Source organism: Rhodococcus sp. YL-1 (assembly GCF_001942025.1).
Taxonomy (GTDB): Bacteria; Actinomycetota; Actinomycetes; order Mycobacteriales; family Mycobacteriaceae; genus Rhodococcus_F; species Rhodococcus_F qingshengii.
In genome coordinates this window covers 4318280-4332581 of record NZ_CP017299.1, presented here as the reverse complement: position 1 = coordinate 4332581, position 14302 = coordinate 4318280, and the positions used below count along the sequence as shown (strand labels likewise).

The window sequence follows — 14302 nt, the reverse complement described above, 5'->3', positions numbered from 1 at the left end:
ACCGACATGGCTACACCTGTCGCAGAGCTGCACATGCACATCGAGGGTTCTCTGGAACCCGAACAGATTTACCGACTTGCCGAGCGCAATCGAATGGACTTGCCGTACAAGGACATCGACGATCTGAAGTCGAGGTACGAGTTCACCGATCTGCAGTCGTTCCTCGATCTCTACTTCGCCAACATGGCCGTCCTGCGCACCGCGGAGGATTTTGCCGACCTGACGCGAGCGTACTTCCGCCGCGCGGCTGCCGCCGGCGTCGCGCATGCCGAGTTCTTCTTCAATCCACAGGCGCACGTGGTCCGTGGTGTTCCGCTGACCGAGGTCCTGGACGGGATCATGGATGCGGTGGCATCGAGTGAGCGCGAGTTCGGGCTCAGCAGCGCGGCAATCGCCGCCATCCTCCGAGATCAGCCCGTCAAAGACGCCGAGGAGATCTTCTCCGAGATAATTCGCCTGCAGGCTCCAATCGTCGGGCTCGGACTCGACTCCGCGGAGGTCGGCAACCCGCCGTCACTGTTCGAGGACGTGTTCGCCCGCGCGCGTGCCGAGGGTTTGCACGTTGTGGCTCACGCCGGTGAAGAGGGACCGCCCGAGTACATCTGGCAGGCGCTCGACATTCTCGGCGCCGAGCGGATCGACCACGGAGTCCGGGCACTCGAGGATCCTGCCCTGATCGAGCGTCTGGTCGACGAGGAGATTCCACTGACGGTCTGCCCGTTGTCGAACGTTCGTCTGCGGGTGTTCGATTCGCTGTCGGATCATCCGCTTCGATCGATGCTCGAGATGGGTTTGATCGTCACGGTCAACTCCGACGACCCGGCCTACTTCGGGGGATATGTCGACGACAATTTCACCGAACTGGGCCGAGCCCTGGGTCTGACGGAGGCCGAGCGAGACACCCTCGCCCGGAACTCGATCAAAGCCTCGTTTGCGAGCGATGCGCGAAAAGCGGAACTACTGCGGCACTGACCCTCAGTCGCCGAGTACCTGACGCAAGTATTCGTTGTCGAACACACGATTCGCGTCGTACTTGTCTCGAACGGCGACAAAGTCGTCGAGTCGGTCGTACGTAGGACGCAGGTCGTCGACGGTCCGGTTGTGCATTTTTCCCCAATGCGGCCGGCCGTCGACGGCGCGCGCGATTGCCTCCACTGCGGCGAAGTATTCGGTTTCGGGTCGTCGGTGGTACTGGTGTACGGCGATGTATGCGGTGTCGCGTCCGTGAGCAGTGGAGAGCCAGAGGTCGTCGGCGGCAGCAAAACGTACTTCGACGGGGAATGCGACGTTGGTTCCGGACTTCTTCATCCAGCGGTCGATTTCGTGGAGTGTCTCGGTGACGTGTTCGCGGGGGATCGCGTATTCCATCTCCTTGAACTTCACCCGGCGCGAAGACGCGAATACTCGGTAGCTGCGATCGGTGAACTCCCGGGCGCCGAGCAATCGAGACGACACGTTGTTGATTCTCGGGATCGCGGCCGGCGCCAGGGTGGCAACGCGGTTGACGCCTTCGAAGAGTGTGTTGGAGAGGAGTTCGTCGTCGACGAACGCGCGGACCTTGCCCACTGGATCGGGTTCGGTATCTCCGGGCAGTCGCGTATTGCTCTTCGTCAGGACACGGTCGGTGTGCGGAAACCAGTAGAACTCGAAGTGGTCCAAGCCCAGGCGATCGCTCTCGAGGGTGTCCAGTATGTGAGACAGCGTGTCGGGTTCCTCGATTGCGCGAAGTGTGAATCGCGGAACGCAGGCGAGAGTGATCTTCGAAATGATGCCGATTGCGCCCAACCCGAGGCGGCCCGCTTCGAACAACTCGACGTTTTCGTCGGCGCTTGCGGAAACGACGGATCCGTCGGCGAGAACGACCTCGATTCCGCGAATCTGTGTGGCGATGCCGCCGAATCGTGCGCCGGTGCCGTGCGTGCCGGTGGACGTCGCGCCGGCCAGTGACTGGACGTCGATGTCACCGAGATTTGCCATCGCATATCCGCGTTGCCACAAGGCGTCGTTGAGAGCATGAAGGCGAGTGCCTGCAAAAACAGTGACCAGCGCACCGTCGTCGGTCGGTGTGATCGAGTCGATTCCGCTCAAGTTGTCCAGGCTGACGAGGACACCGTCAGTGACCGCGACACCGGTGAACGAGTGGCCGGCGCCGACGGCCTTCACACGTTGGCCACGCGAGGCGGCCTCGGCGACCAACGACGAAAGTTCACGGGTATTTGTCGGCGTCGCAAAGCGACGCGGCGCGGCGCTTTGAGTGCCCGCCCAGTTCTGCCAAGTGTCCGAAGCCATTACGCAATAATGTACTTGGACGGTCGTCCAGGCAAGTATTGCGCGAAGATTTTGTCATTTGCGTTCTACGATCATTGGATGCTGAACAGGCTCCCGGCGGACGAACGCCGCACACAATTGGTCGAGTCCGCCTTGTCTATTGCGGAACAGCGCGGTGTCAGTTCTGTGACGGTAAGGGCGGTGGCAGAGGAGGCCGGGGTATCGCTCGGCGTCGTTCATTACTGCTTCGAGAGCAAGGAAGCGCTGATCGCGGCAATGGGTGAAACGCTCATTCTGCAGCTCAGTGCGTCGATGCAGTATGCGTTCGCGCAGGTCCGCCATGCGCCGGATCTCAGTGGCGTGCAGGGGCTCAGGGAATTGCTGCACATCGGCCTGACCGGAATGTGGCCGACCATCGAGGCAACCCCGGATCGCCAGTTGTTGACCTACGAAATTACCGCGCAAGCACTGCGTAGTCGCAATCTCGGAGCCGAACGTGCTGGGGCGGTTGCATTTGAGCAGTACCGAATCATGGATGAGCTCGCGGTGTCGTTTCTCGAAGAGTGCGCCAAGATATCGGGCACGGTGTGGACGGAGCCGTTGAGTTCGATTGCGCGACTGAGTCTTGCAATGATCGACGGCCTTGTTCTGCGATGGCTGGTCGATCGTGACTCCGACGCGACTATTGCCGAGTTCGGAGAAATGGTTCAGGTAATCGCCAACAAAGCCGTGGTCGCGCCTCATTAGAACCGCAATCCTGGACATACGTCCAGGATTGGTGATTGACTGGTCGCACGCCGCGACGATTGGATCATCTGTGACCAGGACCCTTGATCGACTCACTGCTGCCACGCGAGAACTCGACCCGCCTCTGGCTGCTCTGGATCTGACCACACTGCGCAGTAATGCAGCCGACCTGGTGCGCCGCGCCGGTGGAACCCCGGTGCGAGTGGCGAGCAAATCGGTTCGTTGTCGGACGGTTCTGGCTGAAACTCTCGGCGACACACTGACCGCGTCCGGCGGATTCCGCGGAATCATGGCGTACTCACTGCGCGAGGCTCTGTGGCTGGTCGGGCTCGGCGCACGGGACATCCTGATGGGGTACCCGACCGCCGATCGTGGCGCCATCGCGGATCTCGCTGCCGACGACACCGCTCTCGCATCGATCACCTTGATGGTCGACGACGATGCGCAGTTGGACCTCATTCGTTCGGCGTCGACGGGGGATGCGCCTGTCCGCGTGTGTCTCGACGTCGACGCGTCGCTTCGGATCGGCCCGATCCATCTGGGCGTACGACGCTCGCCACTGCGCGAACCTGGCGCGGTCGCCGCACTCGCGGCGCGTGCGCGCCAACGCGGATTCTCCGTCGTCGGAGTGATGTTCTACGAAGCCCAGATCGCCGGCCTCCCGGACACCAGCGCTCCGATCGGTTGGGTCAAGAAAGCCTCTGCCCGCGAATTGGCGTCCAGAAGGGGCGCTGTGGTCGCGGCCGTCACCGATGCCGTGGGTGCACTCGAGATCGTCAACAGCGGCGGTACGGGGTCGCTGGAGGTCAGCTCGGCCGATCCTGTGGTGACCGAGGTAACAGCAGGCTCCGGACTGTACGTACCGACCCTGTTCGACCGCTACCGTGCCTTCCGTCCCGATCCGGCGCTGTTCTTCGCGCTGTCGGCCGTGCGCAAACCGACGCCGTCGGTCACGACCCTTTTCGGCGGCGGATACATCGCGTCGGGACCTGCCGGAGCCACCCGCGTTCCGTCACCGGTCTGGCCCGCTGGTCTCAAACTGCTCCGCAACGAAGGAGCCGGCGAAGTCCAGACGCCGGTCACCGGGAAGGAAGCCGGAAACATCGCGATCGGCGACCGCGTGTGGTTCCGTCACGCCAAGGCCGGCGAGCTGTGCGAGCGCTTCGACCGCGTGTACGTGGTCGAAGCCGACGGCACCCGAACGTCGGTTCCCACCTATCGCGGCGAAGGGCAGTGCTTCGGGTAGGGCAGTGCTTCGGGTAAGGCAGTGTTTCGGGTAAGACAGGCTTCGGCTAGCTCGTCAGCCTCATGAACGCGCCCAGTTCGACCAATCCCGCAGGCGTACTGGGCATGTACTGCGTCAACGCGTGCGATCGAACGATGATCGCGCACCACTTGCCGCGTGAGACAGCAACATTGAGACGGTTTCGCGACAGCAGGAACGACATCCCTCGCGGGACGTCCTCGACGGCAGATGCGGCCATCGACACGATTGCCACCGCAGCCTCGCGGCCCTGGAACTTGTCGACGGTCCCGACCTCGACCTCCGTGAGACCGGCCTCGGTGAGATCGCGCTCGACGGTGCCCACCTGGGCGTTGTACGCCGCGACCACGAGAATGTCCGACTGCTCCAGCGGCCTGGTTCCCTCGAACTCGCTCGGGTCGGTCCAAGGCGTACCGAGAAGGCCCTGGATCTGGCGAACGATTTCCTGGGACTCTTCCGGGGAGTAGGTGGAATTGCCGCGGTGATCGACGAACACCGTGTGTACTCCGGCAGCGAGTCCGTCGAGTTTTCTTGCCGCACTAACGGTTTCCTGGGAATGCAGCTTGCCCTCGTACGACAATGCGGACACGGGCGCACACAGATCCGGGTGCATCCGCCACGTTTTCTCGAGGAAGTAGCCGAGTTCGGGTGGCAGTGCGCCGTGTCCCTCGGCGAGCCAACCGAGTGCCGATTCGTCGACCGGTTCGGGGTGAGTGCCTTGGCTCACCTGCGGCAACTGCTGCGGATCGCCCAGCAGCAACAGGTTTCGCGCGGAAATCGCGACGGCAATGGTGTTCGCCAGCGCGAATTGGCCTGCTTCGTCCACGACGAGCAAGTCCAAGCTGCCCGCTGGAACACGATCGGTGTTCGAGAAGTCCCACGCAGTGCCGCCGATGACACAGCCGACGCCTTCGGCCTCGGCGATGAATCCCGCATATTCTTCGGATGCGATGTCCTGCCATTCTGCGGTCTTGCTCCGGCTGCCCTTCTTCGCGACCAGTGCAGGGTCCACGCCGGCCTTCAGAATGCCGCCGAGCATGTTCTCGACCACCGAATGTGATTGTGCCACCACGCCGATTCGCCAATGGTGTTGTTCGATCAGTGTCTTGACGACACGAGCGCCCGTGTAGGTCTTGCCCGTACCAGGGGGACCCTGTACTGCCACGTAGGAATCATCGAGGTCGAGAAGTGCGGCGGTGATGGCGTCGGCGTAGTTGTTGTCGGTGCCGACAGGTGGCAGCGGTGAACCCGAGAGGGTTCTCGGGGTGCTGCGCCTGAGAATGTCGACTGCCGCGATGTGTGGCAGTTCGGGCAGGCTCTCGCTGGCGTCGGACGCGGCAGCGGCGATGGACTTCTCCATGCGTCCGGTGGGAATCGGACGACCAGGTGCCAACGCGACCGGGGAATCGATGTATTCGTCACCGCTGAGCAGTTCTTCGACGGTGACCACGTCGAGCCCTTCGGACTTGACGACGGCGGTGACCTTGACGCTGCTGGTGCCGCGCTGGGTGGGGTTCTCGCTTGCAACGGCATCCGGGGAGGGGGTTGCGTAGAGCGCGAAAAGATCACTGCCCGGGCTCAAAGACGTTCCGGTGCCGAAACTTCCGGTCAATTGGATGTGGCGACGAAACTTCTTCTGCCGCGCGGTGCTCTTGTGCCAGTCCGTTTCGATTTCGGACTGCTCGACCACCATGACGTCGCGGATGTCCACGAGGTCTTCGATCGGTGTGACCAATCGGTCGAAGTGGGCCCACCAGTACGGCTTCCGCTCACGATTGTGGTAACCGACTGCTGCGGCCAATAGAGCAGCAGCCTGCTGATCGGGGGTGCGTGTCGAACCGGCCTTGTGGCCGGCGAAGTCGCGGAGTGCGATTTCCGATTCGGTGAGTTCTTCGAGTGGAATCTTGATCTGTCCGGTCGGCTCACGAAGTTCGACACCATGTTCTGCGGCGCGCTCGGCGAGCCAATCGCGCAGGCGGAGAGTGGATTCGCAGTCGTACTCGTTGTAGTCGGAGATGCCCTGAAGAAGTTCCCTGGCCTGGTCGGCTTGTCCGCCGTCGCGCAATTCGCAGTAATCGGCATAAGCGACAACCGAAGCGGCGGCATTGGTCACGTCGCCGTCGCGGCCGTGCTCACCCATGTAGAGCGGCTCGAGTTTCTTGATGCTGTACGAGCGTTGTCCGATCCGCAGGCAGGCACGGACGATCGGGTACAGGTCCACGAGCACGTTCTCGCTGAGCAGGGTGTCCACCGTTTGCTCGCCGACACCGTGACGTGCGGCCAAGCGCAACAGCGCCGATTTCTCGTACGCGGCGTAGTGGTAGATGTGCATGCCTGGATGAGCTTCTCGACGCGCGGTGACGTAATCGAGGAAGTCGAGGAGCGCCTGGCGCTCACCCTCGCGATCGTGTGCCCAGAACGGCTTGAACACGTAGTCGTCCGCAGGCCCTTCGACCACACCGAACAGATACTCCAACCCCCAATCGGTGGACCCGTCCTCGGCCCAGAGCGGATCGCCCTCGAAGTCGAAGAAGATGTCGCCGTCGTCGGGGATGGGGAGTCCGCCGAGCGCCGAGGGTTCGTAGACCTCGAATTCGGCGTCGCCGGACACTTCCTGGCGTAGTTGAACCGCTGCCTGTGCACGGAGCTTGTCGAGTGTTTCCCGGCGGATTCCCTCGACTGGGCCGGTGCTCGCGGCGAGTTCGTCAATTGTCGTGATCCCCGAGACGATCAGCTGTTCACGCTGATTGCCGCGGACACCCGCAACCAGCAGCAGGTCTCGATGGCTTTCGACCTCGACGCTGCAGGTGTCGCATCGACCACAACGCAGGTACCGATCGTCGAGCCACTGTGTCGGTTTCCCCTCGGCGCGGTGCTCGTCGAGGACTCGTTCGAGTTCAGCTCTACGTGCCGCGAATACCGGCGCGATGTCTCCGATGTCGTGCGACGACGTGCTGCCGTCGCCTAGCAGTAGATGAACTTGATCGGAGGCGGCGATTGCATTGCGCTCCAACGCATCCGCGTATGCGGCGAGTTGTAGAAGTGCCGACACCTTGGCGTGCCGGGAGAGCTTGCTGTCGTAGACCGCGTAGGTGTCGCCTTCGCGGACGAGGAAATCGCAGAACCCGAGGAATCGGCCGTCGAAAAAGGTTCCCTGATAAATGACTGGCGCGCCCGATCGTGCTGCCTCGACGGTGGCCAACGTGGCAGCGGTCAGGCCTGCGCGTGAGTGTTCCGGTCGCGGCATGACGACGACGCCGTCTCCGTGCTGATCGATGAACTTCTGAAGCTGTTCGCGCTCGTGCGAGTCGCCGAGGCTCGACGTCCGTTCGAGCATCGGATCCGCCTCGGCGGCCTCGGCCGCGATCAGACCGGTACGGGCGTCGAGTTGCCGCAGCAGTGCGAACTCGCACGAGGCCGCAGCCGAGAGGTCGCTGGCGCTGTAGACGATCTGATCATCGAGTAGGAACACAGGGCGATTGTGCCATCGCTCACCGACAAGGCAACCCACCAGTAATCGCTCACGAGCCGCGGATACCGGTAGCGGCGTGCAGAATGACGATCATGCCTTTCTTCGACGGACGAACCGGTCAGGTGCACTTTCGGCATTGGCCGGCGGCAGGGGGTGCGGTGCCCACGGTGTCACTGGTCTTTCTGCACGGTCTCGGCCAGCACAGCGGCCAGTATCACCGCTTCGCGGGCGCAATGACGGCGTCGGGGATCGACGTGTGGGCGATCGATCACACCGGGCACGGTTTGTCGGAGGGTGATCCGGGAGTCGGGGCTCCGCTCTCCGATCTTGCTGCCGATGCAGCCGCGCTGGCTGACATCGCCTTGGCGGAACTGCCCGAAGTTCCGCAGGCGGTGATGGGTCATTCGTTAGGTGCCGTGACGGCGCTGACGATGCTGGCTCATCGCGATCACGATTTTGCCTCCGCAGTGCTGTGCGGCATCCCGCGCAGTGCGGTCGAGCAACACGGGTGGGCGGAACTCTCCGACGCGGGCATCCCAGTCCTGGTCGTTCACGGTACCGACGACCGGATCGCCCCGGTCGATCCCGTCCGGGACTGGGCGCGGACGCTGCGCAACGTCGAGATGCGCGAGTTCGAGGACGCCGGTCACGACCTGCTGCACGAGAAGGTTCACGCCAGTGTCACCAACGTCAGCCGTGAATTCCTTCTCGCGCATTCCAGGTAGTCCTCTCAGGAGAGCGCGCCGAGCACCTCTTTCGACGTGACGGGGTGCGAGAACATCGGGTAGTCGTAGGTGATTGCGTTCTCGTGTTCGGCGACCGAAGTGCCTGCCACGCAATCGGTGAGTGTGATGACCCGGTAACCGTTCTCGTATCCGGTGCGCATGGTCGATTCGACGCAGCAGTTGGTCAGGAAGCCGCCGAGAAGGATCGTGCGAATTCCTTTGCTGCGCAGAATGAAATCGAGGTTGGTGCTGGCAAAAGTGTCGAGTCCGCGCTTGCCCTCGATGACGATGTCGCCGTCTTTCGGAGTGAGGTCGTCGACGATAGCGGCGCCCCACGAACCTTTCACGAAAGCCTTTCCGTCGACGACGCCCTTGAGGATTCCGTACGGATGCGAGGTGATTTCGTTGTACCCCTCGGCGAAGGTGATCGGTGCGTGCATCACGGTGACACCCGCCGCCCGGGCCGCATCGACCAGCGCGGCGGTGTTCGCGAGGAGTCCGTTCGATTCCATGACTGGTGCGACGGCCTCGTGGAGGACACCGCCCTCGGTGGTGAAGTCGTTCTGGTACTCGATGAGCACGACGGCGGTGGTCGCGGGATCCAATTCGAGCTTGTCGGTCATGGTCGGCACCTTCTCTGTTGTGGTCCGGGTCACGAATCTCCTCAATTAAACAGTTTGTCAGACAAGCAGGCAAGGGGTGGTAGCGTCGCGGCATGGATACGACTCCGTTGTCGCGCATGCCGCTCAGCCTTGCCGTGTCGGGAAGAATCCGTGCTGCCATACTCGACGGCTCGCTTCCCGTCGGCGAGGCATTGCCGACCGAACAGGAACTCGCGCAGACGTTCTCGGTGGGGCGATCGACGGTCCGTGAGGCGCTTCGTGTCCTGCAAGCGCAGGGATTGTTGACCGGCGCGGACACCACTTCTACTGCCAGGCCTCGGGTGACGCACGAGCATACGGCCGATTCCGCGGCCACAGCTCTCAGCACGGCGTTGCAGGTGGGTGCAGTTCCATTGGGCGATCTTGTCGAATTGCGAGTGCTGCTCGAAGCTGCTGCGCTGCGCACTGTCGTCGCGGTGCCGAACGGCGCCCGGGATGCGATCGAGCGGATGCGCGTCGCAACCCTTGCCGACGACTCGGTCGCATTCCACGACGCCGATGTCGACTTTCACGTTGCGCTGGCCGGAGCCGGCGGGAACAAGGCGTTCGGGTTGGTCATGACGGTTCTCCGCGACAGCATCGCCGGCTACCTGCTGAGTGAACTCGACTCGCGCGAGAACTCGGCGGCCACGCTCGGCGCACTGCTGGCAGAGCACGAGGGTATCGCCGACGCGATCGAGCGCGGTGCAGTTGACGAGGCTGCCGTTTTGGTCGAGCGCCATGTGCGCGGATTCTACGAAGGACGAACACAATGACCACGAGTATCGATCTGTTGGGCGAGCGTCTGCAGAAAGCGGTGGGGGACAGGGCGACAACCGATCCCGACCGAATGGGTGCGTACGTCCGGGATCAATCACTGCTCACCGCAGCCGGAAGGCCCGCCGCGCTGGTCAAGGCGAAGACGGTCGACGACGTCGTTGCGGTCATGACGGTGGCCCACGAACTCGCCGTTCCGGTGGTGACACGAGGGGCGGGTACCGGGTTGGCCGGCGCTGCCAATGCGCTCGACGGATGCATCGTCCTGAGCGTCGCGGGCATGGATCGCATTCTCGAGATCGATCCTGCCGCGCGCACCGCCACGGTGGAGCCCGGAGTGATCAACGGTGACCTGGCGGAAGCTGCTGCACAGCAGGGCCTTTGGTACGTACCGGATCCGGGAAGCCGGTCCATCTCGAGTATCGGCGGCAATCTGGCGACAAATGCAGGCGGCATCTGTTGCGCCAAGTACGGCGTCACCGGTGATCACGTTGCGGCCCTGACGGCGGTACTCGCCGACGGGCGTGTGATCCGTGCCGGTGCACTGACGCGCAAAAACGTTGCGGGGCTGGACCTGACACATCTGCTCGTCGGGTCGGAGGGCACTCTCGCGGTCATCGTCGAAGCCACGATGCGGTTGCGTACGGCGCCCACTGCCGCGACCACTGTGGTCGCCTTCTTCGATTCCGCGGAGTCCGCGATCGATGCCGTCCTCGCCGTGTCGGCAGTGGCCGAACCGTGTCAGATGGAGTTGATGGACGACGTCACCATCGGCGCCGTCAATCGGCTGACCAAGATGGGGCTGGACGAATCGGCCGGGGCGATGCTGCTCATCCAGTGCGACGGTAGGTCGGCGGCCGCCGAGGCAGCGGACTGCGCCGCGGCGTGCGAAAGTGCCGGGGCCCGAGAGGTTTTCCACACCGACGATCCGGTGGAAGGTGAAGAGTTCACCGCCGCGCGCCGCATGGCCTTGCCGGCTCTCGAGGCGTTGGGCACGGTACTTCTCGACGACGTCGCGGTGCCGGTGCCGGCGTTGCCGTCCATGTTGGAATGCATTCGTGAAGCGGCCGATCGCCACGGCGTCACGATCGGAACCTTCGGTCACGCCGCCGACGGCAATCTCCACCCGACCATCGTGTTCGACGCTGCCGAATCGGGTGCGCAGGATCGTGCGCGCGGAGCTTTCGACGACATCGTTGCCGGCGCACTGGCGTTGGGCGGAACGATCAGCGGTGAACACGGTATCGGGGTTCTCAAAGCGCCGTACATGGCGGACATGGTCGGCCAGACCGAACGCGAAATGATGCTTGCAGTCAAGGCCGCATTCGATCCGAAGAACATTCTCAATCCCGGACGAGGTATCTGAGCGGTTCGTCCGTGCCTCAGTCGCCGGAAATTGCGCTACCAGACGAACGTGTTGCCGCACGACGCTTTTCAAGTGACGATGGCCCTCATGAAGCTGTTGATGCTCGGAGGAACACGGTTCCTCGGCCACGCTCTCGTCGATGACGCTTTGGTCCGGGGCTGGGAGGTGACAGTGCTCCATCGTGGGCTCACCGGAGCGCCACCACCTACAGCGGAGGTCCTGTTCGCGGATCGCACCGATCAGCGTGCGATGGTTGATGCGCTCGGTGATCGTCGATGGGATCTTGTCGTCGACACCTGGTCGGGTAGCCCCCGAGTGGTCGGTGAGAATGCACGCGTCTTACTCGGTCACGTCGACCGGTACGCATACATCTCCAGTGGATCCGTCTACCAATGGGGCTTGCACGTAGACGAGACCTCACCAGTGGTGGCCGCATCTGCGACCTCCGATGACTACAGCGATTACGCGTCCGCCAAACGCGGGGCCGAACTCGCTGTCCTGGAATCCTTCCCGGACGCGTTACTCGCGAGGGCAGGGTTGATCCTCGGCCCGCGCGAGGACATCGGGCGGTTGCCGTGGTGGCTGCAGCGTATCGCGGCGGGCGGACGTGTCGTTGCTCCCGGAGTGCCGACCAGACCGTTGCAGTACGTCGATGCCCGCGACATCGCAACCTTTGTCCTGTCCGGACTGGCCGCCGGGATCAGCGGGGCATACGACGTCATCAGCCCGTCCGGCCACACCACTACCTCCGGACTCCTCCAGGCGTGCGTGGTTGCCACCGGTTCGGACGCTGAACTCGTGTGGATCGACGAGGACAGGCTGGCGGCCGCTGGAGCGCAGCCGTGGACACAACTTCCGTGTTGGGTGCCGCAGGAGGGTGAGTTCGCGGGCTTCCTCGAAGCCGACACCGCCAAGGCGGGGCAAGCAGGGCTGCGGTGCCGGCCCGTCGAAGACACCGTGCGCGATACCTGGGAGTGGATGCAGCGGGAAACTCTGCCGACTCAGCGGGAGGATCGTGCGGTGCACGGCCTTCCATCCGAGATCGAAAAGGAACTACTCTCCGCCGGACAGTGAAACGGGTCTGGCCCGGTTCGCATTCGAACCGGGCCAGACTCGTGAAAGACGATCGATCAGGCGTACAGGTCGCTGATCTTGGTCTTGTGAGCTTCGTGAATGATGTTGCGCTTGAGCTTGAGCGTCGGCGTCAATTCACCGGTCTCCTGGGTGAAGTCGACCTCGAGGATCGTGTACTTCTTGATCTGCTCGGGGTTGGAGACCTTCTTGTTCGCGTCGGCAACGGCCGAGTCGATCTCGGCGATCAGGTCGGCGTTCTTCACCAGATCGGCAATCGGGGTGCCGGCGGGCAGGCCGTTGCGCTCGACCCAACCGGGCAGAGTCTCCGGATCGAGGGTGATCAGTGCACCGATGAACGGCTGACCGTCGCCGACGACGAGGCACTGGCTGATCAGAGCGTGCGCGCGCAGGGAATCTTCGAGGCCTGCCGGTGCGACGTTCTTGCCGCCCGCGGTGACGATGATTTCCTTCTTGCGTCCGGTGATGGAGACGTAGCCCTCGTTGTCGATCGAGCCGAGGTCGCCGGTGTGGAACCAGCCGTCGACGATGGATTCGGCAGTGGCCTTCTCGTTGTGCCAGTAGCCGGCGAACACGACCGGGCCCTGCAGGAGGAGTTCGCCGTCCTCGGCGATCCGTGCTGCATGGCCGTTGATCGGCTTGCCGACGGTGCCGACGCGCTGCGCGCTCGAGGTGTTGACGGTGATTGCGGCGCTGGTCTCCGTGAGTCCGTAGCCCTCGTAGATCGGGATGCCGACGCCGCGGAAGTAGTGGCCGAGGCGCGCGCCGAGGGCTGCGCCACCGGAGACTGCACGCTCGCACTCGCCACCCAGAGCTGCGCGCAACTTCGAGTAGACGAGCTTGTCGAATACCGCGTGCTTGAGCTTGAGTGCCAGTCCGGGGCCACCCTTTTCGAGGGATTCGCTGTATTCGATGGCGGTGGCAGCAGCCTTGTCGAAGATGCTGCCCTTACCGCCGTCGACTGCCTTCTGGCGAGCCGAGTTGTACACCTTCTCGAACACGCGGGGCACCGAGAGGATGAAGTTGGGCTTGAAGCCGGCGAACTGCTCGAGCAGCGTCGTCAGGTCCGACGTGTGGGCGACGGTGACCTTGGCGTCGAAAGCGCCGAAGGAGATCGCTCGCGCGAATACGTGGGCAAGCGGCAGGAACATCAGAGTCTTCTTGCCGGGGACCATGGACTCCGGCATCGCCAGGCGGCAGGCGTTGGACTCGGCGTAGAAGTTGGAGTGCGTCAGCTGGACACCCTTGGGGCGTCCGGTGGTTCCGGAGGTGTAGATCAGGGTCGCGGGCGAGGCAGCGGTGACCTGGTGACGACGAGTGTGCAGTTCTTCGTCGGTGATTGCCGAACCGCGACTGGACAGCTCGTCGATCGCACCCGACTCGATGACAAGAACCTCGCGGAGGGCTTCTGCGCCGTCGGTGACTTCCTTGTGAGTCTCCGCGTGTTTGGCCGTTTCGACGACCAGAAGTGTTGTCGCTGAATCCTCGAGGATCCACTGCGCCTGATCAGGGGAGGAGGTCTCGTAGATCGCGACGGTGCATCCGCCTGCAGTCCAGATGGCGTAGTCGAGAACGACCCACTCGTAGCGAGTCGCGGACAGGATAGCGACGCGGTCGCCGAGCTCGACGCCCGAAGCGATCAGGCCCTTGGCAACTGAGGAGACCTGCTTCGCGAATTCAGCTGCAGTGACGTCGACCCATCCACCGTTCGACGGCCTCTTGAACGGCACGAATGTGGGGTCTTCTTCGGCGTGACGGAACACGGAGTCGGCCATGGATACGTTCTCCGGAATTGAGAACGACTGTGGAACTGAGAACTCGCGCACTATTGACCCCTCCAGTGACTACTGACATTTCTGATGTGCATTGCATCACATTAGTCGTCATTTTGCACTGTCGTTACTATTCGGTAGAACTGGTCGGGCGCTGACCTGCAGTTTAGTGTGACCG

The 14302-nt window shown here is 63.1% G+C and carries 11 protein-coding genes; 7 read left to right on the top strand and 4 right to left on the bottom strand.

All coding sequences use genetic code 11. The features are described from left to right. Positions 1 to 6 precede the first annotated feature (6 nt). On the top strand, positions 7 to 972 hold the full coding sequence (locus BH682_RS19905; RefSeq protein ID WP_003945144.1) for an adenosine deaminase: 966 nt from the start codon (positions 7 to 9) through the stop codon (positions 970 to 972). Between the two features lie 3 nt (positions 973 to 975). On the opposite strand, the gene BH682_RS19900 is transcribed toward BH682_RS19905, so the two are convergent. Then, on the bottom strand, positions 976 to 2289 hold the full coding sequence (locus tag BH682_RS19900) for a D-arabinono-1,4-lactone oxidase (RefSeq protein ID WP_030536924.1): 1314 nt from the start codon (positions 2287 to 2289) through the stop codon (positions 976 to 978). Positions 2290 to 2367: 78 nt separating this feature from the next. On the opposite strand from BH682_RS19900, the gene BH682_RS19895 reads away from it, so the two are divergent. Further along, positions 2368 to 3015: a TetR/AcrR family transcriptional regulator gene (locus BH682_RS19895; protein WP_075835391.1), complete on the top strand. Its 648-nt coding sequence runs from the start codon at positions 2368 to 2370 to the stop codon at positions 3013 to 3015. A gap of 70 nt (positions 3016 to 3085) precedes the next feature. Continuing rightward, positions 3086 to 4261, top strand: a complete 1176-nt coding sequence (locus BH682_RS19890; protein ID WP_007736155.1) for an amino acid deaminase/aldolase — start codon at positions 3086 to 3088, stop codon at positions 4259 to 4261. A 46-nt stretch (positions 4262 to 4307) separates the two neighbouring features. Here BH682_RS19890 and BH682_RS19885 read toward each other — a convergent pair whose 3' ends face one another. Further along, positions 4308 to 7751, bottom strand: coding sequence for a TM0106 family RecB-like putative nuclease (locus BH682_RS19885; protein ID WP_075833869.1), 3444 nt, complete (start codon positions 7749 to 7751; stop codon positions 4308 to 4310). 83 nt (positions 7752 to 7834) lie between these two features. Between BH682_RS19885 and BH682_RS19880 the strand changes: the two genes are divergently transcribed. Beyond that, positions 7835 to 8476 carry an alpha/beta hydrolase gene (locus BH682_RS19880; protein ID WP_003945142.1) on the top strand — a complete coding sequence of 214 codons (642 nt, stop codon included), beginning with the start codon at positions 7835 to 7837 and terminating at the stop codon, positions 8474 to 8476. A 5-nt stretch (positions 8477 to 8481) separates the two neighbouring features. On the opposite strand, the gene BH682_RS19875 is transcribed toward BH682_RS19880, so the two are convergent. Continuing rightward, the gene (locus tag BH682_RS19875) at positions 8482 to 9099 is read right to left on the bottom strand and encodes a cysteine hydrolase family protein (protein WP_030536921.1); all 618 of its coding nucleotides are present in this window, start codon (positions 9097 to 9099) and stop codon (positions 8482 to 8484) included. A 92-nt stretch (positions 9100 to 9191) separates the two neighbouring features. Here BH682_RS19875 and BH682_RS19870 point away from each other — a divergent pair, with 92 nt between their 5' ends. From BH682_RS19870 to BH682_RS19860, 3 genes are all read left to right on the top strand, one after another. Further along, positions 9192 to 9893, top strand: coding sequence for a FadR/GntR family transcriptional regulator (locus BH682_RS19870; protein ID WP_030536920.1), 702 nt, complete (start codon positions 9192 to 9194; stop codon positions 9891 to 9893). After that, a complete protein-coding gene (locus BH682_RS19865; protein ID WP_075833867.1) occupies positions 9890 to 11260 on the top strand; it encodes an FAD-binding oxidoreductase in 1371 nt (456 codons plus the stop codon). Before BH682_RS19870 ends, BH682_RS19865 begins: the two co-directional genes overlap by 4 nt. A gap of 87 nt (positions 11261 to 11347) precedes the next feature. Further along, on the top strand, positions 11348 to 12334 hold the full coding sequence (locus tag BH682_RS19860) for an NAD-dependent epimerase/dehydratase family protein (protein WP_223304679.1): 987 nt from the start codon (positions 11348 to 11350) through the stop codon (positions 12332 to 12334). Between the two features lie 56 nt (positions 12335 to 12390). Here BH682_RS19860 and BH682_RS19855 read toward each other — a convergent pair whose 3' ends face one another. Further along, positions 12391 to 14178, bottom strand: a complete 1788-nt coding sequence (locus tag BH682_RS19855) for an AMP-dependent synthetase/ligase (protein WP_003945133.1) — start codon at positions 14176 to 14178, stop codon at positions 12391 to 12393. Between the last annotated feature and the right edge of the window lie 124 nt (positions 14179 to 14302).